The following is a 22,228-nucleotide window of genomic DNA, read 5'->3' as shown; positions in this document are numbered from 1 at the left end:
ACGTCACCGGATGGCCCGGCCCCGCGAGCTTCTCGCGGGGCCGGGCCATCCGGCTTTCCGGCCTCGTTATTCTGGTCGCATGTACTTCACGGACCGTGGCATCGAGGAACTGGAGAAGCGGCGCGGCGAGGAGGAGGTCACCTTCGAGTGGCTCTCCGAGCAGCTCCGTACGTTCGTCGACCTCAACCCCGACTTCGAGGTCCCCGTCGAGCGCCTCGCGACCTGGCTGGCCCGGCTGGACGACGACGAGGACGAGTAGTCACCGTCCGGAGCCCTCCGCGCCTCTGAAGCGGTTGTACGCGAACCCCAGTAGGCCCTGTACGAGAAGGATCAGGCCGGCGGTGATCCAGCCGGCACTGCGCCTGCGCGCGCCCCACAGGGTCAGCGGCAGACCGGTGGCGACCTGCGCCGACGCCACCGCGCGGGCCCTCGGGCCGAGCATCCAGGGGCCGAGGCTGCCGCTCTCGACGGCGTCGAGTTCGACGCGCACGGCGTCGCGCCAGCCGGCCCATTCGACCTGTTCCGCTTCCGGGTGGATGCCGGCCACCGAGCGCAGCCGGTCGGCGGGCTCGCCCGGTGTGAGCCCCGGCGGCATGTCGACCCCGGCCCGGGTGAGCACGGCGAGCAGTCCGCGCAGCCTGGCGTCGGCGTCCGCATCCGGGTCATCGCGGGTGAGCGCCTCCAGCTCCTGGACGTCCAGGACGGGGTCGAGGCCCAGCCGGATGGCGGACGTCCGCATGGCTTCCTCCTCGGCGGCCGGGGTGCCGTCGGCCAGCCAGATGTAGCCGACGGGCCGGCGGAAGCCCGAGGCGAGGGTGTAGCCGGACCGGTCATCGTCCCACCACAGGGCGAGCACCGGCCAGGCGGAGCCCACGGCGAGGGCGGTGGCCCAGCCGCCGACGACACGGTCCACGGGCTCGGCCGTACCGTCGGCCGAGCCCGTGGACCGCCAGGGCTTCCCCTCGGGGACCAGCACGCTCCAGCCGTCCCCGGCGGGCACGAGCAGCATGCGCTCCTGCAGAAGATGGGCCACGGGTCGTACGGTCTCGGGGTCGGCCCGGCAGAGGAGCAGGGCGCCCACGGATGTCGCGGTCATGCCCCACACGCTAAGGCAATTCGCTGACATATGAACCATTTGCGGCGTACGCACCCCCTCCTCACCCTCACCCTCACCCCCCTCCTCGCCCTCCACCCCTGGGCATCCATTCGATTCCTTCTTGACTTCTCCCATCCGCGATATATCGTGTTCTCAAGAAGACGCGATATGTTGCGTCACGCCACCCAGTGGGAGGTCAGACCCATGCCTGAGTCGACGTGGACCGTCGCCGAGCCTCAGAAGCTCACCTTCGACGACCCCGTGACAGCACTCAATGTGCGCATCGTCGACGGCATGATCAATGTCGTCGGCACCGATGAGCCGACCGCCCGGCTGGAGGTGTCCGCGATCGAGGGACCGCCGCTGGTCGTGACCCTGGAGGGCGGCATCCTCACCGTCGCCTACGAGGATCTGCCGTGGCAGGGCCTGCTCACCTGGCTCGACCGGCGCGGTCCGCGCCGCAGCACCACCGTCTCGGTGGCCGTACCGGCCGGTGCGGCGGTGGAGGTAGGGGCCATCGGAGCCGACGCGGTCGTCTCGGGGATCCAGGGACGCACCGAGCTGCGGGGCATCTCGGGCGACAGCACCCTTGTGGGCCTCTCCGGTGTCGTCCGGGCCGAGACCGTGTCCGGGGGCCTGGAGGCACAGAATGTCACCGGCGACCTCCGCTTCCAGTCCGTGTCGGGCGATCTGACGGTCGTCGAGGGCGCCGGCACCTCGGTCAGGGCCGAGTCGGTCACCGGGCACATGGTGCTCGATCTCGACACCTCGCCGAAGCCGACGGACATCAGGCTGGTGTCTGTCTCCGGCGAGATCGCCATCCGGCTTCCGCATCCGGCGGATGCCGAGGTGGAGGCGAACACCGCGAGCGGCACGGTCTCCAATGCCTTCGAGGACCTGCGCGTGGGCGGCCAGTGGGGCGCGAAGAAGATCACCGGCACACTGGGCGCCGGCACGGGGAAGCTGAAGGCGACCACCGTCTCGGGTTCGATCGCGCTGTTGCGCCGACCACCCGCCCAGGACCACGCACACGATGCCGAGCCGACCGGAAAGGTGCTCTGAGATGGCCCCCGTATTCGCCCATGGCCGCCTGCGCCTGTATCTCCTCAAGCTGCTGGACGAGGCACCCCGCCATGGATACGAGGTGATCCGGCTTCTGGAGGAGCGCTTCCAGGGGCTGTACGCCCCCTCGGCGGGCACCGTGTATCCGCGACTGGCCAAGCTGGAGGCGGAGGGCCTGGTCACCCACGCCACCGAAGGCGGCCGCAAGGTCTACTCCATCACCGACGCCGGGCGAGCCGAGCTGGCGGGCCGCGGCGGCGAACTGGCCGATCTGGAGCTGGAGATCCGCGAGTCGGTCTCCGAGCTGGCCGCCGAGATCCGTGACGACGTGCGCGGCGCGGCCGGCCAGCTCCGCAGCGAGATGCGCGCGGCGGCCTCCGAGTCCCGCCACACCACCGGCAGCAAGGGCGGCGGCTGGGACGCCGGCTTCGGGGACAAGGAAGCCTGGCGCACGGCAAAGGAAGAGCTGCGCAAGGCCAAGCATGAGTGGAAGGAACAGGCTCGCCGGGCGAAGGACGAGTCCCGCCGGGCCCGCGAGGAGGCCGATCAGGCCCGTCGTCAGGCCAAGGAGGCGCACGAGAAGGCGCGGGAGCAGATGCAGAACGCCGCGCGTCAGGTCCAGGAGCACTTCGCGCGGGGCGACTGGCCCACAGGGGTGCGCGACGGACTGGCGGAGATCACGGGACAGCTGGGCAACTTCGCCAGGACCGGCGCCTGGCCGGCGTACAGCCGCCCCGCACCCGATGAGCCGGACATCGAATGGGCCACCGACGCCACGGCGACCGGCGATCCGGCCCGCGACCTCGACCGCCTGCTGGACCGCTTCCGCGACGACATCCGCGACGCGGCCCGGGACCACGGTGTCACCGATGACCAGCTCTCGGAGGCCCGCCACCACCTGGCCGCCGCCGCGACACACATCGACGCGCTGCTACGCACACCGGCCGACAAGACGAAGAAGGCCACCGGCCCGGACACACCCTGATGGACCCCGTCCTGACCCAAGTCGCTGTCCAGCCGGAGAAGCCCCCGGCCGGACAGCGACGCCCCTCCCGGTCAACTCGCCTGAGCCTGGCCGTGCTCCCCATCTCCGTACAGTGCGCGCTCCACCGTCGCGTAGGTCGCGCCGTTGTCGGCGAGCACATCGGCGACGACCCCCGGACAGGCGGTCAGGGCCAGCAGCAGGTGCTCCTCGCCGATGAAGCGGTCACGCCGGCCGAGGGCGACACGCAGGGACTTCTCCAGGACACTCTTGGAGCCGGCCGCGAACGGCCGGTGTCCCGACCAGCTCCGGCCGCTCCCGCGACCACCGGCCAAGGCCCCTTCGCCGTGGGCGTCCTCGACGCGGGCCACGATCTCAGTGATGTCGATACCGATACCGGCGAGCGCCTCGGTGTCGGCCTTGGTGAGCCCGCCACGACGGCGGGCCTCGGCGAAGGCCTCCTCCATGAGGACGCGCCGGTCGGTGAGTCCGAGGGCGGCGACGGCGAAGGAGGCCCGGCTGCCCTCCTGGTCCAGCAGGGAGAACAGCAGGTGCTCCTCGGTGACCCGGTCCGCGCCGGCCCGCTCGGCCTGTGTCACCGCGCCGGTGACGGTGGCCCGGGCGCCTTTGGTGAATCGCTCGAACATCAATGCCTCCCGTACTTCTTGTGCACGGCCTGCCGGCTGACACCCAGCTCGGCAGCGATCTCCTGCCACGACCACCCCTGGACGCGGGCGCTTCTCACCTGGACGGCTTCGAGTTGCTCCAGCAGCTTCCGCAGCGCGGCGACTGCCCGCAGCCCGACGCGCGGGTCATGATCACCGGCACGCGCGGCGAGGTCCGTTGCTTCGGTCATGGCGTCAACTTACGTTGACATCCATGCCCTGTCAACCGTCATTGACAGGGTCGGTGGCGAGGGGCCGCCAGGGCCTCAGCAACAGCCCTTCCGGCGTCAGCAGTTCCCTGACCGGCCGCTTCACGACGTGGTGAGCACGATCTTCCCGAACAGGTCCCCGGCGGCGAGACGCTCGAAGCCCTCGCGGGCCCGGTCCAGCGGCAGTGTCTCGTCGATCACGGGCCGCACACCGGTGGCCGCGCAGAAGGACAGGAGGTCCTCCAGCTCGTCCTTGGAGCCCATCGTGGATCCGACGATCTTGAGTTCCAGGAAGAAGATCCGGGTCAGTTCGGCGTGCGAGGGCCGGTCGCCGCTGGTGGCACCCGAGATCACCAGGGTGCCGCCGGGCCGCAGTGACTTGACCGAGTGGGACCAGGTCGCCGCCCCGACGGTCTCGATGACGGCGTCGACGCGCTTCGGCAGTCGCGCACCGGGCTCGTAGGCCTCGACGGCCCCCAGTTCGACGGCCCGCTTCCGCTTGGCCTCGTCACGACTGGTGGCGAACATCCGCAGCCCGGCGGCCTTGCCGAGCACGATCGCCGCGGTGGCCACACCGCCGCCCGCGCCCTGCACGAGCACGGAGTCCCCGGGCCGCACACCGGCGTTGGTGAACAGCATCCGATACGCCGTCAGCCAGGCGGTCGGCAGACAGGCGGCCTGCTCGAAGGTGAGTTCCTTCGGCTTGGGCAGCACATTCCAGCTGGGCACGGTGACCTGCTCGGCGAAGGTGCCCTGATAGCGCTCGGTGAGGATGGAGCGCGGCTCGTCGGGTCCGACGCCGTGTCCGGTCTGGCCGATGACGGAGTGCAGGACGACCTCGTTGCCATCCTGGTCGATGCCCGCCGCGTCGCAGCCAAGGATCATGGGCAGCTTGTCCGCTGCGAGGCCCACCCCACGCAGGGACCAGAGGTCGTGGTGGTTGAGCGACGCGGCCCTGACCTGGACGGTGGTCCATCCGGGACGGCTTTCGGGCGAAGGGCGTTCGCCCAGCTCAAGTCCGTCGAGGGGCTGGTCGCGGTCGATGCGTGCGGCGTAGGCGGCGAACATGGCCACGACGATAGGCCGTGACGCGACGTGAGGTAACCGTCCGAGAGTGTGACACGCACCGCGCCACACGAGGCAGGCCCCCGGCGTTCGAGGACAACCTCAGCCCACGCCACACACAAGGGGCAAAACCCAGCCTGCCCGGCGCTTGAGGGCACCGCGCTTGAGCGCACCGGGGTCCGGGGCGGAGCCCCGGTTTCGGGAAGGGTCGGGGCGGGGAACAGGCCCCGCGCAGCGGTCCCGCCCCCCCGCCCCGACCGCGGCACGGCGTCAGCGCCGCGCGATCCCCTCCGCCCGGGCCGCAGCCGCCACCGCGGCGGTGACCGCGGGAGCGACCCGCTCGTCGAACGGCGACGGGATCACGTAGTCCGCAGCCAGCTCGTCACCGACGACATCCGCCAGCGCGTTCGCCGCGGCGATCTTCATGCCCTCGGAGATCCGGGACGCCCGCACCTGGAGCGCACCCGCGAAGATCCCGGGGAACGCCAGCACGTTGTTGATCTGGTTCGGGTAGTCCGACCGCCCGGTCGCCACCACGGCCGCGTACTTGTGCGCGACATCGGGGTGGACCTCGGGGTTCGGGTTGGCCATGGCGAACACGAACGCACCGGGCGCCATGGACGCCACGGCCGCCTCGGGAACCGTACCGCCGGAGACCCCGATGAAGACGTCGGCGCCGGCCAGCGCCGTCTCCAGCGAGCCGGTGATGCCGGCCCGGTTCGTCAGCTCCGCCAGCTCACGCTTGACGGCCGTGAGGTCGTCGCGGTCGGCACTGACAACGCCCTTGCGGTCGGCCACGGCGACATCACCGATGCCCGCCTCCAGCAGGAACTTCGCGATGGCCACACCAGCCGCACCGGCGCCGGAGATGACGCCGCGCAGTTCACCGAGCGTCCGTCCGGACAGCTTCGCCGCGTTACGCAGGGCTGCGAGGGTCACCACGGCCGTGCCGTGCTGGTCGTCGTGGAAGACCGGGATGTCCAGACGCTCCTGGAGCTTGCGCTCGATCTCGAAGCACCGGGGCGCCGAGATGTCCTCCAGGTTCACTCCGCCGAAGGACGGCGCCAGGCGCACGACGGTGTCGACGATCTCGTCCGCATCGGTCGTCGCGAGCGCGATCGGCACCGCGTCGACCCCGCCGAACTGCTTGAAGAGAATCGCCTTGCCCTCCATCACCGGGAGGGAGGCCTCGGGACCGATGTCCCCCAGGCCGAGGACGGCCGTGCCGTCCGTCACGACGGCGACGACCTGCGACTTCCAGGTGTAGTCGTGCACGAGCTCGGGCTGTTCGGCGATGGCGCTGCACACCTTCGCCACACCGGGCGTGTACGCGAGGGACAGGTCGTCCTTGTCACGGATCGGGACGGTGGCCTGCACGGCCATCTTCCCGCCGCGGTGCAGGGCGAAAGCCGGATCGAAGGGCTCGTCCGCACCGATCGGTCCTGCCGCGTCGGCCGTGCCGTGCGTCTTGCTGTCGCTGCGAGGATTGACGATCTCCGCTGCCATGGTATTGACCCCTTAAAGTCTTCATCAGTTGAGGGTGGCCACTCCTGGTTGAGGAGGGGTGGGCGGGCACCGCGTACGTTCCCGGCGCTGAGCGGTTGGACCGCTCCGGCCGGGGAGGCACATACGCGCGGGCGCGCCGCACACGCGCCCTGAGCCCCGGATGAGGGGTGTAAAGGTCTTTCTTACCGGACGCACCTGGGCTCTTACGAGTCGGTATCGACTCGGTGACGTGACGCATGACCGAATATCTGGACAAGTCCACTAAGAGTCACAAAGGTCGTCCGTAGGTCGAGACGCACCGGAGATCCTCCGGAGCGACACGCACTCTCCTGCAGATGGTCCGGCCTTGCCGTGCCGGCCCATTGAGGTTCGGGGGTCGCCCGTTACCCGATTTTGACATGGCCAGCCCCCTGATTGGGCGCGTCCGAATGGCAAGATGCCCTAATCACACGAGGTGGCGACACTCGAAGGTGCGTGCGCACCCACCTGGCCAGCATTCCCTCACCGCCGGAGGATTCCGATCATGACCGCAAGCACTCTCTGTCGTACGACCGCGAAGTCCCGGATTGCCGCGGTCTGCGCAGTCGCGGTCGCCGGCACCCTGCTGCTGACCGCCTGCGGCGACCAGACCGACAGCGATTCGACGAAGACCGACGACGACACCTCCGGGAACAGCGCCCCGCTCTTCGACAAGCTTCCGGAGAAGTACCGGAAGTCCGGTGTCATCAAGGTCGGCACGAACGCCGAGTACGCCCCGATGGAGTCCTCCGAGAACGGTGAGATCGTCGGTGTCGACCCCGACCTCGCCCAGGCGCTCGGCAAGCAGCTCGGCGTGACCTTCACGTTCACCTCCGGCTCCTTCGACGGCCTGATCACCGCGCTCAACACGGGCCGCCACGACATCGCGATGTCGTCCATCACGGACACCGTTCAGCGCCAGCAGGGCCTGGACGACAGCGGCAAGAAGCTCGGTAAGGGCGTCGACTTCGTCGACTACTTCCTCGCCGGTACCGCGGTCTACACCAAGAAGGGCAACCCCGAGGGCATCAAGTCCATCGAGGACCTGTGCGGAAAGGCCGCGGCGGTACAGCGCGGCACCACGTACGAGAAGGCCCTGAACAAGCAGTCCAAGGCCTGCACGGAGGCCGGCAAGAAGGCCGTCAAGATCCAGTCCTTCGAGAACGACACCGAGGCGCAGACCCGGGTGAAGGCGGGTGGCGCCGTCGCCGGTGTCAACGACTACCCGGTGGCGCTGGACCTGGCCCGCAAGGCCAACAACGGCAAGGACTTCGAGGTCGTCGGCGAGCAGGTCGACGCCGGTCCGTTCGGCATCGCCGTGAACAAGGACAACACCGAACTGCGTGACGTGCTCAAGGAGGCCGTGGACGCGATCATCGCGGACGGCTCCTACAAGAAGGTGCTCGACAAGTGGGGTGCCGGCACCGGCGCGATCGACAAGGCCGCCATCAACGGCGGCAAGTGACCGGCGCACCATCGAAGGGCAGTCACCGTGACTGACAAGTTCGACAAGGTGCCCGGGGGCCCATCGGCCACCGCCGCACCCGTCTCCGCGGCCACCAGCACCGCACCCGGGACCATCAAGGCGATACCCGTACGGCACTACGGCCGCTGGATCAGCGGCGTGGTCGTCATCGCCCTGATCGCCGCCCTGGTCTTCGCCTTCTCGCAGGGCGACGTCCAGTGGCACGCGGTCCGGGACAAGCTGTTCGACGACACCGTCCTCGCGGGGGCGGGCCGTACGCTGATGATCAGCGTGCTCTCCATGGCCGTCGGCGTGATCCTCGGCGTGGTGCTCGCCGTCATGCGGCTCTCCGGGAACCCGGTGACCAGTTGGGTCGCCTGGCTGTACATCTGGTTCTTCCGCGGCACCCCGGTCTACGTCCAGCTGCTGCTCTGGTTCAACCTGGCCCTGATCTTCCCGGTCCTCAACATCCCGTTCATCTACAAGGACGAGATGACCGATGTGATGACCCCGTTCATGTGCGCCCTGCTGGGGCTCGCCCTCAACGAGGCCGCGTACATGGCGGAGATCGTCCGGGCGGGTATCCAGTCGGTGGACGAGGGCCAGACCGAGGCCTCGCACGCGCTCGGCATGACCCAGGCGAAGACGATGCGCCGGGTGGTGCTCCCGCAGGCCCTACGGGTGATCATCCCGCCGACCGGCAACGAGTTCATCAACATGCTGAAGACCTCGTCCCTGGTCTACGCGGTCACCTACAACGAGCTGCTGCGCTCCACCTCGCAGATCGGCTCGACCAGTTACGCGGTGATGGAGATGCTCTTCGTCGCCTCGATCTGGTACATCGTGATGACCAGCGTGTTCAGCGTGGGTCAGTACTACCTGGAGCGCCGCTACGCCCGTGGCTCCCTGCGGAGCCTGCCGCTCACGCCGTTCCAGCGGGTCAAGGTCAATCTCGCCTCCTTCAGCAACCGCCCCTCGGGAGGTGTTTCCGCATGACCGCCATGGTGAAGGCCGAGGGCGTCCACAAGTCCTTCGGCCCCGCGCACATCCTCAAGGGCATCGACCTGGAGGTGGCCCCGCGCGAGGTCTTCTGCCTGATCGGCCCCTCGGGCTCCGGCAAGTCGACGTTCCTGCGGTGCATCAACCACCTGGAACAGATCAACGCCGGGCGGCTGTACGTCGACGGGGACCTGGTCGGCTACCGGCAGAAGGGCGACAAGCTCTACGAGCTCAAGGACAGCGAGGTCGCCCTGCAGCGCCGGGACATCGGCATGGTCTTCCAGCGCTTCAACCTGTTCCCGCACATGACGGCACTGGAGAACGTCATGGAGGCCCCGATCCAGGTCAAGGGCGAGGCCAAGGCCGTCGCCCGGACCCGCGCCGAGCGGCTCCTGGACCGGGTGGGCCTGTCCGACAAGGCGCGGAGCTACCCGTCCCAGCTCTCCGGCGGACAGCAGCAGCGCGTGGCGATCGCCCGCGCCCTGGCCATGGAGCCGAAGCTGATGCTCTTCGACGAGCCGACGTCGGCCCTCGACCCCGAGCTGGTGGGGGATGTCCTGGACGTCATGCGCGGCCTCGCGGAGGACGGCATGACGATGATCGTCGTCACTCATGAGATGGGCTTCGCCCGCGAGGTCGGCGACGCGCTGGTCTTCATGGACGACGGAGTCGTGGTCGAGTCCGGGCACCCGCGCGACGTCCTGACGGACCCGCAGCACGAGCGGACGAAGTCCTTCCTGTCGAAGGTGCTGTAACGCGGTCACGGACGGCGGGGAACGCCTTCACGAACAGCGGGGGGGGCGGTGCGGACCGGGTGGTCCGTACCGCCCTCCCCGCCGTCTTCGGCGTGTGCTGCCCTACTTCACCGCGAGCACCAGACTGTCCGACGGCGAGGCCCAGACCGCGCGTGCCTCGCCGAAGCCGGCCTCGCGGAGGGTGCGGGCGTGCCAGTGGACGGAGGGCATGTCGCCGTCCGCGTGCTCGCCGTAGATCGCGAACCGCTCGGCGGTGGGCTCCGCGAGCACCGGGTCCTTCGCCATCAGGTCCCACCACTCGCGCCAGTCCACGGCCCCCTCGGCCTTGGCCCGGTCCATGGCCGCGTGCCGACGGGCGCGTTCTGCGGCGTTGATGCGCGGGGTGTCGGTGTCGATCATGTGGTCCGCGTTCATGAAGACCCCGCCACCCCTGACCACTCCGGCGACCTGCCCGTACAGGGCGGCGAGCGGCTCGCTGTGCAGCCAGTGCAGGGCGGTGGCGGTGAGCACGGCGTCGTACGACGCGTGCGGGAGCCGCTCGGTCCAGGCGGCGTCCTTCAGATCGGCGGTGACGAAGGTGACCCGGTCGTCCCCTTCGAAGGTGCCACGCGCGATGGCGAGCAGTGCGGGGTCCAGGTCGACACCCGTACTGGAGGCACCGGGGAACCGCCCGAGGAGCCGGTCCGTGATACTGCCCGTACCGCACGCCAGGTCCAGCACCCTCGGTTCGGGCCCCACGACGGCCTCGACCATGTCCAGCATCACCCGGAACCGCTCCTCGCGGTCCGGCATGTACCACTCCTGCTGACGGTCCCAGCTCTTCTGCCAGGACTGCCAGTCGGTCCCCGTAGCCGCCTCCGCCATCTCACCCTCCACGTAATACCCAGTATTCGAGATCGACCATTACACTGGTCGATACAGCGACCATAGACCGACGCCGTAAGGACTACAAGTGGAACTGGCCTATTACTCGGATTACGCCGTGCGTCTGGTCAACACCGAGGAACCCGCCCGTAACAAGGACGCCCTCACCACGGTCGAGTGCATCCGCGAACTGTTCGGCACGAGCACCCAGATCGCCCGGCGCGCCACGGACTCCGACGTGACGCGCTTCCGCTCCGTGCGGGCACGGCTGCGCGCCGTCTTCGAGGCGGCCGACGGCGGCGACGAGACGCTCGCGGTCGACCTGCTCAACTCGCTGCTGCTGGAGTTCCCGGTCAGCCCGCAGATCTCCGGGCACGACACCCGTGACGAGGACGGCAAGCCGGACTGGCACATGCACCTGGCCGATCATCCGTCGAACGCTACGGCCGGCTTCGCCGCCATCGCCGCGATGGGCCTCGCCTTCCACCTCACCACGCACGGTGTGGACCGGCTCGGCCTGTGCGAGGCCGCTCCGTGCCGCAACGCCTACCTCGACACCTCGACCAACCGCTCGCGGCGCTACTGCTCCGACCGCTGCGCGACCCGCGCCAACGTGGCGGCCTACCGCGCCCGCAAGCGGCTGGCGGCCGACCGCTCCGCGGAGACGCGCCGCACCGCGGACGCCGCCCAGCCCAGCAGCCCGAGCACCGACCGCTGATCCTTCCTCAGCGGCCGGTAGCGGGCCCGCACCCGGGCCAGCACGAGCTCTTCGGGCACCGTCCCGTAGTCCGTGCTGTCCCCGCCCGCATACGAGTTGTCCCCCAGCACCCACCATCCGCCGCCGCGTCGCTCGACGGCGCGCTTGACGATCAGCAGGTCCTGCTGGAGCGGGTGACGCAGGATCACCACGTCCCCCGGGCGCACCGGCGCCCCGCGCTGCACGAGCAGCCAGTCCCCGTGGTGGAGCGTGGGCACCATCGACGGCCCCGTCACCTCCACCACTTGGAACGGCTTACGCGCCGCCCGTCCGCTCCATGGCTCCTGTGCTGGTTCCGGCATCTGTGGCACCTCCCGGTCCATCCTCCAGTACAACGGCTGGCCCACCGCTCCGTATTTTCGGCCACCGGTCCCATCTTCACCCCGGACTTTTGGCCTAAGCCCTAGGGGGCAGCGGCAAAAAGCGGCTTCCCACGGAGTAATGTCCCACCTGAGAAGACGATCACGAGGAAGGACAGCTCCATGCTTTCCCGCCTGTTTGCCCCCAAGGTGAAGGTCAGCGCCCACTGCGACCTGCCCTGCGGCGTGTACGACCCGGCCCAGGCCCGCATCGAGGCCGAGTCCGTCAAGGCCGTCCAGGAGAAGTACCAGGCCAATGAGGACGCGGACTTCCGCACGCGCGCCGTTCTGATCAAGGAACAGCGTGCCGAGCTCGCGAAGCACCACGTCTCGGTGCTCTGGAGCGACTACTTCAAGCCCCCGCACTTCGAGAAGTACCCGGAGCTGCACCAGCTGGTCAACGACACCCTGAAGGCGCTCTCCGCGGCCAAGGGCTCGAACGACCCGGCCACGGGCCAGAAGGCTCTGGACCTGATCGCCCAGATCGACAAGATCTTCTGGGAGACCAAGAAGGCCTGACCCATGGCCGATCCGTCCGGCCTGCGGTTGTCGCAGGCCGTGTCGGCCACCTGTCCGCACCCGGCCCCCGGGCCGCCGAATCCGGCGTCCCCCGCGGACCGGGTGCGGTCTTCTTTTTGCTGCCCCGATGCGCGTCGATCCGCAGGATGCTGGCTACGGACAGCGCAACGGGTTACCCCGGCAGAACAAACCGAGCACGCCGGCGCGGATGGCCGCTGTCCCCCATCTTCCCCCCTCTCTCCGGCTTGGCCGATGATGCACCGAGCAGGCGGACGAATTCTCGTCAAAGTGACATGATGGATACTTCACTGAGACAAGGGAGTTGGGCTCATGCAGTGGACCGTCCATGGTGAGCGGCAGATCTACAACAACCCGTGGGTGAACCTCTGGCTCGTGGACGTCCAGCAGCCTGACGGCCGGCGGTGGGAACACCATGTGGTTCGGATGCGGCACCTGGCCGTAGCGGCCGTGGTTGACGACCAGAAGCGCGTGCTGATGATGTGGCGGCACCGGTTCATCACCGACACCTGGGGCTGGGAACTTCCGATGGGCCTCATCGAGGCTGACGAGACCCCTGAGCAGGCTGCCGCTCGCGAGGTGGAGGAAGAGACCGGCTGGCGGGTGGAGGGCGTCAAGCCTCTGGTCTACGCGCAACCAGCGAACGGCATCACGGATTCAGAGCACTTCGTCTTTCGCGCTGAGGCCGCCTCGTATACAGGCCCACCGACCGAGCTGAACGAGTCCGACCGGATCGAGTGGATTCCGATCTCCGAGATCCGAGGCATGATCGACCGCCGTGAGGTGGTCAGCAGCGGCAGTCTGGTCGGCCTGCTGTATCTGCTGCTGGACGAGACGACCGGAAACTCGTAGGGGTCAGCCGAAGGCGTCACGCATGCGCTGCTCGAAGGCAAGGACAGGGGCCTCGCGTGCGTAAGGCAGCATTCGGCCGTGAAGTTCCTGGACGTGACTGCTCACTCGTGGTGAGTCGATGGCCGCGACCAGGTCGAGGGCGAGACCGGCGCTGCTGCATGCCTCGTCGAGTTTACCCAGCTGGAGCTGGGCGCTCGCCAGCCAGTAGGCGTGAAAGGCACGGCCTCGCTGCTGATCGGCGTTCTCTCGGCGCAGCCCCTCGGTGATGAGGGGTTCGGCTCGGGCGGGCTCGCCGAGGCGAGCGTAGGCGATGCCGGTGTCGACGAGGAGCTTCGTCTCGTCGAAGTACTGGACCCAGTCAGGCGCCTCGGCCTCATATCCGCGTGAGCCCTCGTACTGGTCACGGGAGCGATCCAAGGCTTGATGGCAACCCTGGGTGTCTCCCAGAGTGGCGTGGGCGAATGCTTCCCGGAGATACAGCATCGACATGACGAGCGGCTGTTCACCACCGGCGCGGGCCGCGTCCTGGGCGCGGCATGCAAGGGCCACGGCATCGTTCGGGTTGCCGTCGTAGGTGGCCAGAAGGCTCATGCAGGACAGCACATTGGCCATGAAGAGGCCATCGCCTCGCGTGTGCGAGAGCTTGAGCGCCTGAGTGAAGTAGGTGCGAGCGGTGCTGTACTGACGGGCGTCGAAGTAGGCCCAGCCGGAAAGCCGTGCCAGCTCGGCTGCAACCCCTTGGAGGTCGTGCCGTAAGCCACCCTCGGCAGAGTCGAGCAGCCGGGCGACATAGCGCAGGTGCCCCACGACCGCCGGCCGCAGGGTCGCACCGCCGTGTGCGTTGTCTCGCCGCCAGTAGTCCTGGACCGAGGAGTGTAGAGCCGTGAGGGTGGAACGGGTGGCACGGCCGTCGACCAGGGCGAGAAGGTCGTCCAAATCTTCTGCGGGTTCGGTGCGCTGCGGTTCGCGCGGTACAGCAGGATGGGACTCAGGCAGCCTCTCCTCGGTGCGGGAGGGGGCAGGGATCTCCCAAGGACGGTGGGCCAGCCCGAGCATTGCACCGGGGATGCGCAGGCCGTCGGCGACGCGTTCGATCACGTCGATGTGTGCCAAGCCGCGCCGCCCGGCCATGATCTCGCCGACTCTGCTCGGTGTCATGCCACACAGTGCGGCGATTCGCGACGGGTAGATCCCTGCCTTGACTTTGACCAGCCGGAAGATGCGGGCGAAGTCCCGAGTGCGACAGGCTTCCTGCCATGCCGCGCTGGCCAGCAGATCGGCCGGAAGAGCCCGGTGGGCCTGCGAGCGTGCCACTCATCCCCCTCACTCGCCCGTCCGGGCGGTCTGGCATGGGACCGACTACTGATGAGATTACCCACGCTGGGTAATCACTGTGACCTGATTCTGTGATCGCCGCAGCGGTGAACTGTGTCCCACAGCCCGCCCGCGACGAGGGGACACGATGCACGCGATGACGACGCACGACCGACAGACCACCCCGTTGCGGTGGCAGATGCAGTTCAGCCCGGTACGCAAATGCGTGCCCCTGGCCCGCAGCCTCGTCTCCAGAACGCTCGCGATCTGGGGATTCGGTCAGGAGGACATCGACCGGGTGGTTCTCGTCTGCGGAGAGCTGTCTGCCAATGCCGTCGAGCACGGCGGCAGACGAGGGCACCTGTTCGAAGTACGGCTGACCGCTGACGGCCCGCGCTGCCTGGTCGAAGTCTCGGATGCCAGCCGCACCCCTCCCCACCCCGTCAAGGCCGGGGAGGACGACGAAGGCGGCCGGGGCCTGCTTCTCGTCTCTGCGCTCTCGGAAGACACCGGCCACCACGACCGTCACCCGATCGGCAAGACCGTCTGGGCCCGCCTGGTCCTCAGCAGCCCGAACGAGGAGTCCGTATGCACGAGCTGATCGCAGCCCCGTATCTCGACCACCACCTCCTCGTACGGCCGGGCAGCCCGAAGGCAGCACGCCTTCCTGTTCACCGGTACGAGGAACTGCGCACCGCGCCAAGCACCTCAGCAGCGCCCGTCTGGCTGGCCGACGTGGCCCGCAAGGCCTGGGAAATCGATCTGAGCGGCCGACGTCTCGAAGAGACTGTGCTGGCCCGCGGCCGGTCCCCCTACGGATACGGGCGCGCCTCGTACGAGCTGAACCTCGGCTGCAACTACGACTGCGAACACTGCTACCTCGGCCTGAAGCAATTCGCCGGCCTGGACTGGCCGCAACGTGAGCGCCTGCTCCACGCCATCCGGGACTCCGGGGTGCTCTGGCTCCAGCTCACGGGCGGTGAGCCGATGATCGACAAGCTGTTCCCCGAGACGTACCGGCTGGCGTACGAACTGGGCATGATGATCGAGATCCTCACCAACGGTTCGCGCCTTGCCACACCGAGGAATCTCGCCTTGCTGACCCGCTTGAGGCCGAACCGGATCACACTCAGCCTGTACGGCGCCACTTCGGATTCCTACGACGGGCTGACCCGGCGCCGAGGCGCGTACCGCATGTTCGTCAAAGGACTGGACGCAGCCCACGAAGCCGGACTGCCCCTCGACCTCGCCTTGATCATCACGCGACAGAACGCTCATGAAGCCGACCTGATGCGCGCTTTCGCCGATCGCTACCGGCTGCCGTACCGCGAGTACACCCACATGTCGCCGACCATCTACGGCGGCGCGGAAACCCTCGCTACCCAGGCCCCGGACCACCTCGCAGATCGTGATCCTTTCAACGGCTGCAACGCCGGCCACACCTTCTTCCACGTCGATCCGCACGGCATGGCTTCCATCTGCAAGGTCGGCCGCGACGAAGCGATCCCCCTCATGACCACGGGAGTCCAGGGCCTGAGCCGCCTGGGCGACATCGCCGACTCCCTGATGCTTCGCACCGGTGGCTGCACCGGCTGCCAACTGTCCGGCACCTGCCGGGTCTGTCGGCCGCTGGCCAAGGTCTACCAGGCGGCGAAGGCACCACTGGACAGGTACTGCCAACATGCGACAACAAGGAGCTGAACCATGACCGCCGTAGCAGTTGAGATCGCCCCCATCCACCCGCCGTCCGAGCCTGATGTGGAGATCATGCTCATCGAGGACGTGGACGCCTTCGCTGTGGCCACCACCCCCGGCTGCGGGGACGACAACCCGTACAACTAACCGCACCCGTCAATCGGGGCTTCCGGCAGCACTTACACCGGAAGCCCCCGTTGGCGGGTAGATCTGGAAACCTGACGGCCATGCCCGCACCCTCCATCACCTTCGACGGTCTCCCCTCTGGCGCGCGCATCGCCATCGAGGCCGAGACCGGACCGATCCTCAGGATCGAAAACGTCTGTGCCGGCCTCAACAGCTCCCTCTCCGCGTTCGTGCACACCACCGGCGGAGTCGTCTTCCTCAAGGGCCTGCGCGCCGACCACCGCTGGGTCTGGACGCAGCAACGTGAGGCGCACATCAACCCGTACGTGACCCCGCTCGCCCCGCGCCTGCTCTTCCACGTCATCGCCGACGGCTGGGACGTCCTCGGCTTCGAGACCATCGCCGGCCACCATGCCGACTACTCCCCAGGCTCCCCCGACCTGCCCAGGGTCACCGGGGCCCTCCGAGAGCTCGCCTCTCTCCCCTGTCCCGGCATCGAGCTCCGGCACGCCGAACAACGTCTGGCCAACTACGTCGCCGACGCCGCGGACGCGGAAGCTTTTGCAGGGAACGCGCTGCTCCACACCGACTGGAACAACCACAACGTTCTCATCACCGGCGACCGGGCCCACCTCGTCGACTGGGGCTGGGCCACCCGCGGAGCCGCCTGGCTCGATCCCGCCCACTGGATCATCTGGCTCATCGCGGCGGGCCACACACCACCTGCCGCAGAAGAGTCGGTCGCGCTTCTTCCCGCTTGGACATCGGCACCACCCCGCGCAGTGAACGCATTCGCCCACGCCAGCGCGAACCTCTGGGAAGAGATCGCAGGATCCGCCCCAGATGACTGGACAAGACACTTGCTCGACGCCGCACGGCTCTGGCAACAGCACCGAAGCAATCGCTCCTGAAATCCAAGGGTCACCGACTGAGTCCGGGCTTTCCCCCGGAACGCACGCATTGCCCCGAGTACCCCGCAGGGACTGAAATGGATCGGTGTTGAAACTTCTCATTCTCTTTTATGCGACCGTGTCAGCTCTGGCGACTGTGGCGATCCCCACTGCGACTCTGTTCGGTTTCGCACTCGTGGCACGTCCCGTCAGAATGCCAGGACGACTGCTCAACCGATGGTCCTTTCTGCGGGACCGCACGGCCTCACGGGTAGAAAATCTGATCAACGAGGCCGAAGGCGCGCTGGACGGGATGGGAGTCCAACATCCGACGCAGTGGGGCGAAGCCGAACTGAAGGTCTGGGACTTGGCCGAGCGGGGCCGTCGGGTGGTCTCCGTCTCCCTCCTTCTCCTGTGTCTCACCACCATCGGCACCGGTGCATTACTCACCACGCTCGTGGAGCACCGCTGGGACATGGCCTTGGAGATATGGTTACCGTCGTATGCGTTCTTGCTGCTCACGGCGTGTTACGTCCAGCTGGACCTGGTAGCTGTCAGACGAGGACGATCCCCTGCCTATGCGCAGTGGGCTGCCGTGAGCACTCTCGTGGCCTGCCAGACCCAGGCAGACGACTGCCAAGCAACCTCCGTGACGACGGCAGAGCTCGGCAGGAACGTGAAGAGGCTCAGCGCGGCGCTCATCACGTACGCCCAATTCGGTGTCTCACATGAACCAGGACCGCGAGCAGCCTTGTTGGCACAATGTGCTGGCATGTCCCAGCAGCTGGAGGGCGCATTCGTAGCCAGTCTTCGTGATCGTTCCAAGGTAACGATGCTTGCCCAGCACATCGTGCACCTGATTGAAGCGCTTGGCCGCCAGGAGCCCTTGAGCATGGTTCCCTCAGCAGAATGTGCGCCTGCCGCGTCCGTGCCCGTAGAGGGGCCCGTCCCGTGGCGGATGGTCATGGCCCACTTCCTGGCCTTCCTCACCGGGCTCGGGCTGATCGCGGGATCCAGGGCCCTTGGGCTCAGCGCCGATTACCTGATTCTCCTCGCTCCGCTGATCTACCTCGTGGTCCAGACCCCCTACTTGACGACAGGCAGAATCCCCATCGCTTTGCGGCACCTCCCACGCCTCACGGCCCCCATACCCGAGCCCGCGTCGGAGAACGAAGTCCGCAATTCCAGCTCCGATGGTTCAGCCACTTCCGTCCGCCCACTCCTGCCGACCCCCCAGAGGAACGACTGAGCCGTCGCATCGCGCTCCACAGGGTGGCCGCCCCGTTCAGGAGCCCGGCAGGAGGTGGCTGTAGCTGTCCGGGTTCTGCTGGAGGTACGTCGCCAGGTTCTGCGCCGGGCGTCCGGTGAGGGTGCGGACGGCGTCCGAGACCGTGGCCAGCTCGCCGGCCGCGATCGCCTCGTACGAGGTGACCCAGCCCTCCAGCTCCCAGTCCTCGGCGCCGTAGTGGGCGCGGGAGGCGTAGGCCTCCTCCGTCGTCTCGGCCACGTACCGGATCGCGCGGCCGGTACGTCGGCTCAGCTCGCCCGCGGCCTCTGCCAGGGTGAACGCCTCCGGGCCCGTGAGGTCGTACGTCGCGCCGTCGTGGGTGTCCGACTCGTCCAGCAGCACCGCTGACGCCGAGTCCGCGATGTCGTCGTGGGAAACCGCCGAGACCCGTCCGTCGCCGCCGGGACCGCGCAGGACGCCGTCGGCGCCCGTCATCCCGGGGATCCCGCCGAGATACCAGCTGTCCCGCAGGAAAGTGTGGCGTGCGCCGGTCATCCGGATGTGCGCCTCCGTGTACCAGTGGTCGCGCGCGAAGGTGAATGTGGCGTCCGGCGCTGCCCCGAGGAACGACACGTACACGATGCGTTCGACGCCTGCGGCCAGTGCGGAGTCCACCGCTGTGGTGTGCGCCATCACCCGGTCCGGGCTCTCGTGCGCCGAGACCAGGAAGAGCGTGTGCGCGCCGTCGAGGGCGCGGCGCATCGCCTCTCCGTCGCCGTAATCGGCGGGCGGCGCGGCGGTGGTGCCGGCGAGGCGGGGCAGCCGTGAGGGATCACGGCCCAGGAGACGCACGGGGACACCCGTCCTGGCCAGCCGCGCGGCCACCCGGCCGCCCACGGCCCCGCTCGCACCGGTCACCGCGACGAGTGGGCTGATCATCGCGCCCCACCCTTCTCCCGCATGGTCACTTCGGTGAGGTGCGGCAGCTGTTCGGTCATCGGGCCACGCTAACAACCTCACCCGCGACAGGGAGTGACGCGCGACCGGGGCGGCGGGGTCGTGCCGCCCCGGCGCTCATGACAGGTGGGCCAGCGGACTGCGGTGGTGCAGCAGCCATCGGTGGTACGCCTCTGCCCGGCGCGCCGCGTCGCGGTAGGCCGCCTCCAGCTCCTCGTACACGGCGCCGGTGTCCGCTCCGGGACGGGAGACCAGCAGCAGTCGCACCGCCAGCGGGTCACCGCGCAGCGGGCGGATCGCCATGTCCTCGCGCGGGCCCGAGGTCGGCTGGCACGGGGCGACGGCCTCGCCGAGGACGACCAGGGACGCGGCGGTGAGGTAGTCGCCGTGCAGGACGGGCGGGTCGAGGCCCGCGGCCCCGAGCACCCGGCGCACGCCGTCCCATTCACCGTCCACCGAGGGGTCGACCATCCAACGGTCACCTGCGAGGTCGTCCAGGTCCACCACCGGCCGTCCGGCCGCCGGATGGTCCCGGGCCAGGGAGATGAACTGCGGTTCACGCTCCAGGAGTACCCGCTGGGTCAGTCCGTCCGGGACGGCGAGCGGGAAGCCCTCCACCTCGTGCACGAAGGCCACGTCGAGCCGGCCGGCCGCCACCGCCCCCAGCAGCGCCTTGGCCGACACATCCACCCGGAGCGAGATGTCGGTGCCGGGCAGCCGTACCCGCAGTCCGCGGAGCCAACCGCCGATGACGCGGCTCGCGGTGGATCCGATGCGCAGACCCGGGCCGCCGGCTCTGGCCGCCTCGGCCTCCGCCGTCGCGGCGCCGATCAGGACGGACATGCCGTCCACCAGAGGACGGGCGCGGCTGAGGACCGCGCGTCCCAGGACGGTCGGCCGGCAGCCGGTCCTCTCACGGCGGAAGAGTTCCGCGCCCATGGTCTTCTCGATGCGTTGGAGCTGGGTCGTCAGGGAGGGCTGGCTGACGCCGAGCCGCCGCGCGGCCCGGTGCAGGCTGCCCGTGTCGGCGATGGCGCAGAGCGCCCTGAGGTGCCTCACCTCGAGCTCCATGACCGCGAGGGTATGGCTGTTCGTACGCCGAGCACCAGATGCCCCAACCGCCATCAACCAGGCCGATTCAGAGGGTGTCGGGGCGAGCCGGCACGTGCGGATTCTGTGTGTTCGCTGTCGAGGCGATAGGGAGGCGCTATCACCGGTTGACATCATCCGCCGCGGGCCCGGCTGCCCCGACACTCTGTCCGTACCCCCCACCCGTTCCCCGTCCGGCCTCCGGACGGGGTTCATCGGACAGGTAGGAGACACCCCCCATGCGTCACCCCAGGACAGCTGTCATGTCAGCCGTGGCCGGCCTCGGCCTCGTCGCCGCGCTCGGCGCCACCCCCGCGGTCGCCGCCGCCCCGTCCCACGCCCCCACCGCTCCGGTGACCGCGACGCAGGCCGGTTACGCCGCCTACGCCGGGTCGGCCGAGAACGCCGCGTCGAACAAGGCCTTCTTCGACGCCGTCATGAAGTCGGTCGCCGAGAAGCGGGCCGCGCACCCGGGTGCCCAGGCGGTCACCGTGGTCTACAACGCCTCCAACGCCCCCACTTTCCGCAGCCAGATAGCGAGCTCCGCCAGCATCTGGAACAGCTCCGTCAGCAACGTCAAGCTGCAGGAGGGCTCGAACGCCGACTTCGACTACCGCGAGGGCAACGACGCCCGGGGCTCGTACGCGAGCACGGACGGACACGGCAGCGGATACGTGTTCCTGGACTACGCCCAGAACGAGCAGTACGACTCGACCCGGGTGACCACCCACGAGACCGGGCATGTGCTGGGACTTCCGGACCACTACGAAGGCCCGTGCAGCGAGCTCATGTCGGGCGGCGGTCCCGGCCCGTCCTGCACGAACTCCTACCCGAACGCCACGGAGAGCTCGCAGGTGAACTCCCTCTGGCAGAACGGCCTGGTGGGCGCCCTCGCCCGCGCCACGTCCTGACACAGCACGACCTGGCACGCTTGTCCTGACACCGGGGCCGTTCCGCATGAGCGGGGCGGCCCCTCGGGGACGGCGGGGTCAATGGGCCCTGGGTCGTCAGGCGAGTTCGAGCGGGAAGGCGCCCCGGTGCCCCGTGCCCGCGCCGTGCGCCGGACGGGGTTCGAACTCCCGGCAGCTCCATATCTCCTGGACGAATCCGGTGCGCCGGTCCCAGAGGCCTGCGACATCGTCCCCGCCCACCACATCACGGTAGGCGTCCTTCGCGCCGCGGAAGCAGGCGAGCCCGCCGGACAGACCGCGGACCGGGGCCGGGAAGTAGTCGGAGAAGGCGCAGGCTATGCATGTCCGCAGATGTACGTCCGGGGGCAGGATCCGCTGGATCGTGGCCAGCGCGGCGGCGAAGTCACCCTCGGCACGGTTCGACTCGTACACCGCCCCGTCCAGATGGAGCGCCAGGAAGAGATCCGGGTCCGTCCTGCGCAGGGACAGCAGGCAGCTGAGCGTGGTGTGGCGGGCCGTGCCGGACACGAGGACCGGGACCGGGAGGTCCCACTCCAGGACGCAGTCGTCGAGTACCCCGTCCACCAGGGCGAACAACCCCTCCGCGACCGGCACACCCGTCACGGGGGCCAGACGGTCGAAGCTATCGCCCTCGAAGTCCGTGCCCCGGACGCGGATACGAAGTTGCTGCCCGTCCGTGGTGAGAATGACCGCCTCGGAACCATCGCGGTCCCGGTACCAGCCTGCCCACGACTCATCTGTCATGAGCAGGGACTGTAGCCGTGCCCCCGCGTCCTCCCCCCGGCGCCCTCCCCTTCAGCGTCCCG

Annotated in this window: 26 protein-coding genes; 15 read left to right on the top strand and 11 right to left on the bottom strand. The window is 68.8% G+C overall.

The annotated features are described in order from the left end of the window. Window positions 1-79: 79 nt before the first annotated feature. Window positions 80-259, top strand: coding sequence for a DUF6104 family protein (locus AB0C75_RS18975; RefSeq protein ID WP_362892168.1), 180 nt, complete (start codon window positions 80-82; stop codon window positions 257-259). Here the strand turns inward: AB0C75_RS18975 and AB0C75_RS18970 are convergent, their stop codons facing one another. Continuing rightward, window positions 260-1,096 carry a hypothetical protein gene (locus tag AB0C75_RS18970; RefSeq protein ID WP_362892166.1) on the bottom strand — a complete coding sequence of 279 codons (837 nt, stop codon included), beginning with the start codon at window positions 1,094-1,096 and terminating at the stop codon, window positions 260-262. Window positions 1,097-1,300: 204 nt separating this feature from the next. Between AB0C75_RS18970 and AB0C75_RS18965 the strand changes: the two genes are divergently transcribed. After that, window positions 1,301-2,158: a DUF4097 family beta strand repeat-containing protein gene (locus AB0C75_RS18965; RefSeq protein WP_362892164.1), complete on the top strand. Its 858-nt coding sequence runs from the start codon at window positions 1,301-1,303 to the stop codon at window positions 2,156-2,158. A gap of 1 nt (window position 2,159) precedes the next feature. Beyond that, window positions 2,160-3,143 (top strand): helix-turn-helix transcriptional regulator, encoded by a 984-nt coding sequence (locus AB0C75_RS18960; protein WP_362892162.1) that lies wholly within the window; start codon window positions 2,160-2,162, stop codon window positions 3,141-3,143. A gap of 71 nt (window positions 3,144-3,214) precedes the next feature. On the opposite strand, the gene AB0C75_RS18955 is transcribed toward AB0C75_RS18960, so the two are convergent. The 4 genes from AB0C75_RS18955 to AB0C75_RS18940 all read right to left on the bottom strand — a co-directional run bounded on the left by AB0C75_RS18955 (window position 3,215) and on the right by AB0C75_RS18940 (window position 6,585). Beyond that, entirely contained in the window at window positions 3,215-3,787 is a 573-nt protein-coding gene (locus tag AB0C75_RS18955) for a Clp protease N-terminal domain-containing protein (protein ID WP_362892160.1), read from the bottom strand. Beyond that, complete coding sequence (locus AB0C75_RS18950; protein ID WP_362892158.1) at window positions 3,787-3,996, bottom strand: sigma factor-like helix-turn-helix DNA-binding protein; 210 nt, start codon at window positions 3,994-3,996, stop codon at window positions 3,787-3,789. Before AB0C75_RS18950 ends, AB0C75_RS18955 begins: the two co-directional genes overlap by 1 nt. Window positions 3,997-4,116: 120 nt before the next feature. After that, complete coding sequence (locus AB0C75_RS18945) at window positions 4,117-5,082, bottom strand: zinc-binding dehydrogenase (protein WP_362892156.1); 966 nt, start codon at window positions 5,080-5,082, stop codon at window positions 4,117-4,119. 267 nt (window positions 5,083-5,349) lie between these two features. Continuing rightward, window positions 5,350-6,585: an NADP-dependent malic enzyme gene (locus AB0C75_RS18940; RefSeq protein WP_362892154.1), complete on the bottom strand. Its 1,236-nt coding sequence runs from the start codon at window positions 6,583-6,585 to the stop codon at window positions 5,350-5,352. Window positions 6,586-7,108: 523 nt separating this feature from the next. On the opposite strand from AB0C75_RS18940, the gene AB0C75_RS18935 reads away from it, so the two are divergent. The 3 genes from AB0C75_RS18935 to AB0C75_RS18925 are packed head-to-tail and all read left to right on the top strand — an operon-like array spanning window position 7,109 to window position 9,822. Beyond that, window positions 7,109-8,068, top strand: a complete 960-nt coding sequence (locus AB0C75_RS18935) for an ABC transporter substrate-binding protein (RefSeq protein WP_362892152.1) — start codon at window positions 7,109-7,111, stop codon at window positions 8,066-8,068. A 48-nt stretch (window positions 8,069-8,116) separates the two neighbouring features. Further along, entirely contained in the window at window positions 8,117-9,064 is a 948-nt protein-coding gene (locus AB0C75_RS18930) for an amino acid ABC transporter permease (protein ID WP_362892236.1), read from the top strand. Beyond that, on the top strand, window positions 9,061-9,822 hold the full coding sequence (locus AB0C75_RS18925; RefSeq protein WP_362892150.1) for an amino acid ABC transporter ATP-binding protein: 762 nt from the start codon (window positions 9,061-9,063) through the stop codon (window positions 9,820-9,822). Before AB0C75_RS18930 ends, AB0C75_RS18925 begins: the two co-directional genes overlap by 4 nt. 102 nt (window positions 9,823-9,924) lie before the next feature. Here AB0C75_RS18925 and AB0C75_RS18920 read toward each other — a convergent pair whose 3' ends face one another. After that, on the bottom strand, window positions 9,925-10,686 hold the full coding sequence (locus AB0C75_RS18920; protein WP_362892148.1) for a class I SAM-dependent methyltransferase: 762 nt from the start codon (window positions 10,684-10,686) through the stop codon (window positions 9,925-9,927). 88 nt (window positions 10,687-10,774) lie between these two features. Here AB0C75_RS18920 and AB0C75_RS18915 point away from each other — a divergent pair, with 88 nt between their 5' ends. Further along, window positions 10,775-11,404, top strand: coding sequence for a CGNR zinc finger domain-containing protein (locus tag AB0C75_RS18915; protein ID WP_362892146.1), 630 nt, complete (start codon window positions 10,775-10,777; stop codon window positions 11,402-11,404). On the opposite strand, the gene sodX is transcribed toward AB0C75_RS18915, so the two are convergent. Further along, the gene (gene sodX, locus AB0C75_RS18910; RefSeq protein WP_362892144.1) at window positions 11,308-11,745 is read right to left on the bottom strand and encodes a nickel-type superoxide dismutase maturation protease; all 438 of its coding nucleotides are present in this window, start codon (window positions 11,743-11,745) and stop codon (window positions 11,308-11,310) included. The two genes, AB0C75_RS18915 and sodX, sit on opposite strands and share 97 nt — an antisense overlap. Window positions 11,746-11,925: 180 nt before the next feature. On the opposite strand from sodX, the gene sodN reads away from it, so the two are divergent. Together sodN and AB0C75_RS18900 are read left to right on the top strand one after the other, a co-directional pair. Then, window positions 11,926-12,321, top strand: a complete 396-nt coding sequence (sodN, locus tag AB0C75_RS18905; protein WP_033298259.1) for a superoxide dismutase, Ni — start codon at window positions 11,926-11,928, stop codon at window positions 12,319-12,321. A gap of 330 nt (window positions 12,322-12,651) precedes the next feature. Continuing rightward, window positions 12,652-13,191 carry an NUDIX hydrolase gene (locus AB0C75_RS18900; RefSeq protein WP_362892143.1) on the top strand — a complete coding sequence of 180 codons (540 nt, stop codon included), beginning with the start codon at window positions 12,652-12,654 and terminating at the stop codon, window positions 13,189-13,191. A 3-nt stretch (window positions 13,192-13,194) separates the two neighbouring features. Here the strand turns inward: AB0C75_RS18900 and AB0C75_RS18895 are convergent, their stop codons facing one another. Further along, window positions 13,195-14,505 (bottom strand): helix-turn-helix domain-containing protein, encoded by a 1,311-nt coding sequence (locus tag AB0C75_RS18895; protein WP_362892142.1) that lies wholly within the window; start codon window positions 14,503-14,505, stop codon window positions 13,195-13,197. Window positions 14,506-14,662: 157 nt separating this feature from the next. Between AB0C75_RS18895 and AB0C75_RS18890 the strand changes: the two genes are divergently transcribed. From AB0C75_RS18890 to AB0C75_RS18870, 5 genes are all read left to right on the top strand, one after another. Beyond that, window positions 14,663-15,106 carry an ATP-binding protein gene (locus AB0C75_RS18890; protein ID WP_362892140.1) on the top strand — a complete coding sequence of 148 codons (444 nt, stop codon included), beginning with the start codon at window positions 14,663-14,665 and terminating at the stop codon, window positions 15,104-15,106. Then, window positions 15,094-16,206, top strand: a complete 1,113-nt coding sequence (locus tag AB0C75_RS18885; RefSeq protein ID WP_362892138.1) for a radical SAM protein — start codon at window positions 15,094-15,096, stop codon at window positions 16,204-16,206. Before AB0C75_RS18890 ends, AB0C75_RS18885 begins: the two co-directional genes overlap by 13 nt. A 3-nt stretch (window positions 16,207-16,209) precedes the next feature. Continuing rightward, window positions 16,210-16,347, top strand: coding sequence for a hypothetical protein (locus AB0C75_RS18880; RefSeq protein WP_362892137.1), 138 nt, complete (start codon window positions 16,210-16,212; stop codon window positions 16,345-16,347). 80 nt (window positions 16,348-16,427) lie between these two features. Then, window positions 16,428-17,237, top strand: coding sequence for an aminoglycoside phosphotransferase (locus AB0C75_RS18875; RefSeq protein ID WP_362892135.1), 810 nt, complete (start codon window positions 16,428-16,430; stop codon window positions 17,235-17,237). Between the two features lie 85 nt (window positions 17,238-17,322). Next, window positions 17,323-18,465, top strand: a complete 1,143-nt coding sequence (locus AB0C75_RS18870; RefSeq protein ID WP_362892133.1) for a hypothetical protein — start codon at window positions 17,323-17,325, stop codon at window positions 18,463-18,465. A 36-nt stretch (window positions 18,466-18,501) separates the two neighbouring features. Here AB0C75_RS18870 and AB0C75_RS18865 read toward each other — a convergent pair whose 3' ends face one another. Beyond that, on the bottom strand, window positions 18,502-19,383 hold the full coding sequence (locus tag AB0C75_RS18865; RefSeq protein WP_362892131.1) for an SDR family oxidoreductase: 882 nt from the start codon (window positions 19,381-19,383) through the stop codon (window positions 18,502-18,504). 135 nt (window positions 19,384-19,518) lie between these two features. After that, a complete protein-coding gene (locus AB0C75_RS18860) occupies window positions 19,519-20,472 on the bottom strand; it encodes a LysR family transcriptional regulator (protein ID WP_362892129.1) in 954 nt (317 codons plus the stop codon). Between the two features lie 257 nt (window positions 20,473-20,729). Here AB0C75_RS18860 and snpA point away from each other — a divergent pair, with 257 nt between their 5' ends. Then, window positions 20,730-21,401: a snapalysin gene (gene snpA, locus AB0C75_RS18855; RefSeq protein ID WP_362892128.1), complete on the top strand. Its 672-nt coding sequence runs from the start codon at window positions 20,730-20,732 to the stop codon at window positions 21,399-21,401. A gap of 96 nt (window positions 21,402-21,497) precedes the next feature. On the opposite strand, the gene AB0C75_RS18850 is transcribed toward snpA, so the two are convergent. Next, complete coding sequence (locus AB0C75_RS18850) at window positions 21,498-22,166, bottom strand: DUF6304 family protein (RefSeq protein ID WP_362892126.1); 669 nt, start codon at window positions 22,164-22,166, stop codon at window positions 21,498-21,500. Window positions 22,167-22,228: the final 62 nt, after the last annotated feature.

The organism is Streptomyces sp. NPDC048565, assembly GCF_040650935.1.
Taxonomy (GTDB): domain Bacteria; phylum Actinomycetota; class Actinomycetes; order Streptomycetales; family Streptomycetaceae; genus Streptomyces.
The sequence above is the reverse complement of the archived record's forward strand: the minus strand, read 5'-3'. Positions and strand labels throughout refer to the sequence as shown.

Excerpts from the sequence above, each read along its gene's own strand:
- AB0C75_RS18965 (WP_362892164.1), top strand. The coding sequence starts at position 1,301 with ATGCCTGAGTCGACGTGGACCGTCGCCGAGCCTCAGAAGCTCACCTTC.
- AB0C75_RS18880 (WP_362892137.1), top strand. The coding sequence starts at position 16,210 with ATGACCGCCGTAGCAGTTGAGATCGCCCCCATCCACCCGCCGTCCGAG.
- AB0C75_RS18890 (WP_362892140.1), top strand. The coding sequence starts at position 14,663 with ATGACGACGCACGACCGACAGACCACCCCGTTGCGGTGGCAGATGCAG.
- AB0C75_RS18925 (WP_362892150.1), top strand. The coding sequence starts at position 9,061 with ATGACCGCCATGGTGAAGGCCGAGGGCGTCCACAAGTCCTTCGGCCCC.
- AB0C75_RS18975 (WP_362892168.1), top strand. The coding sequence starts at position 80 with ATGTACTTCACGGACCGTGGCATCGAGGAACTGGAGAAGCGGCGCGGC.
- sodN (WP_033298259.1), top strand. The coding sequence starts at position 11,926 with ATGCTTTCCCGCCTGTTTGCCCCCAAGGTGAAGGTCAGCGCCCACTGC.
- AB0C75_RS18900 (WP_362892143.1), top strand. The coding sequence starts at position 12,652 with ATGCAGTGGACCGTCCATGGTGAGCGGCAGATCTACAACAACCCGTGG.
- AB0C75_RS18865 (WP_362892131.1), bottom strand. The coding sequence starts at position 19,383 with ATGATCAGCCCACTCGTCGCGGTGACCGGTGCGAGCGGGGCCGTGGGC.
- AB0C75_RS18875 (WP_362892135.1), top strand. The coding sequence starts at position 16,428 with ATGCCCGCACCCTCCATCACCTTCGACGGTCTCCCCTCTGGCGCGCGC.
- snpA (WP_362892128.1), top strand. The coding sequence starts at position 20,730 with ATGCGTCACCCCAGGACAGCTGTCATGTCAGCCGTGGCCGGCCTCGGC.
- AB0C75_RS18950 (WP_362892158.1), bottom strand. The coding sequence starts at position 3,996 with ATGACCGAAGCAACGGACCTCGCCGCGCGTGCCGGTGATCATGACCCG.
- sodX (WP_362892144.1), bottom strand. The coding sequence starts at position 11,745 with ATGCCGGAACCAGCACAGGAGCCATGGAGCGGACGGGCGGCGCGTAAG.
- AB0C75_RS18955 (WP_362892160.1), bottom strand. The coding sequence starts at position 3,787 with ATGTTCGAGCGATTCACCAAAGGCGCCCGGGCCACCGTCACCGGCGCG.
- AB0C75_RS18860 (WP_362892129.1), bottom strand. The coding sequence starts at position 20,472 with ATGGAGCTCGAGGTGAGGCACCTCAGGGCGCTCTGCGCCATCGCCGAC.
- AB0C75_RS18940 (WP_362892154.1), bottom strand. The coding sequence starts at position 6,585 with ATGGCAGCGGAGATCGTCAATCCTCGCAGCGACAGCAAGACGCACGGC.
- AB0C75_RS18850 (WP_362892126.1), bottom strand. The coding sequence starts at position 22,166 with ATGACAGATGAGTCGTGGGCAGGCTGGTACCGGGACCGCGATGGTTCC.
- AB0C75_RS18960 (WP_362892162.1), top strand. The coding sequence starts at position 2,160 with ATGGCCCCCGTATTCGCCCATGGCCGCCTGCGCCTGTATCTCCTCAAG.
- AB0C75_RS18920 (WP_362892148.1), bottom strand. The coding sequence starts at position 10,686 with ATGGCGGAGGCGGCTACGGGGACCGACTGGCAGTCCTGGCAGAAGAGC.
- AB0C75_RS18945 (WP_362892156.1), bottom strand. The coding sequence starts at position 5,082 with ATGTTCGCCGCCTACGCCGCACGCATCGACCGCGACCAGCCCCTCGAC.
- AB0C75_RS18935 (WP_362892152.1), top strand. The coding sequence starts at position 7,109 with ATGACCGCAAGCACTCTCTGTCGTACGACCGCGAAGTCCCGGATTGCC.
- AB0C75_RS18885 (WP_362892138.1), top strand. The coding sequence starts at position 15,094 with ATGCACGAGCTGATCGCAGCCCCGTATCTCGACCACCACCTCCTCGTA.
- AB0C75_RS18970 (WP_362892166.1), bottom strand. The coding sequence starts at position 1,096 with ATGACCGCGACATCCGTGGGCGCCCTGCTCCTCTGCCGGGCCGACCCC.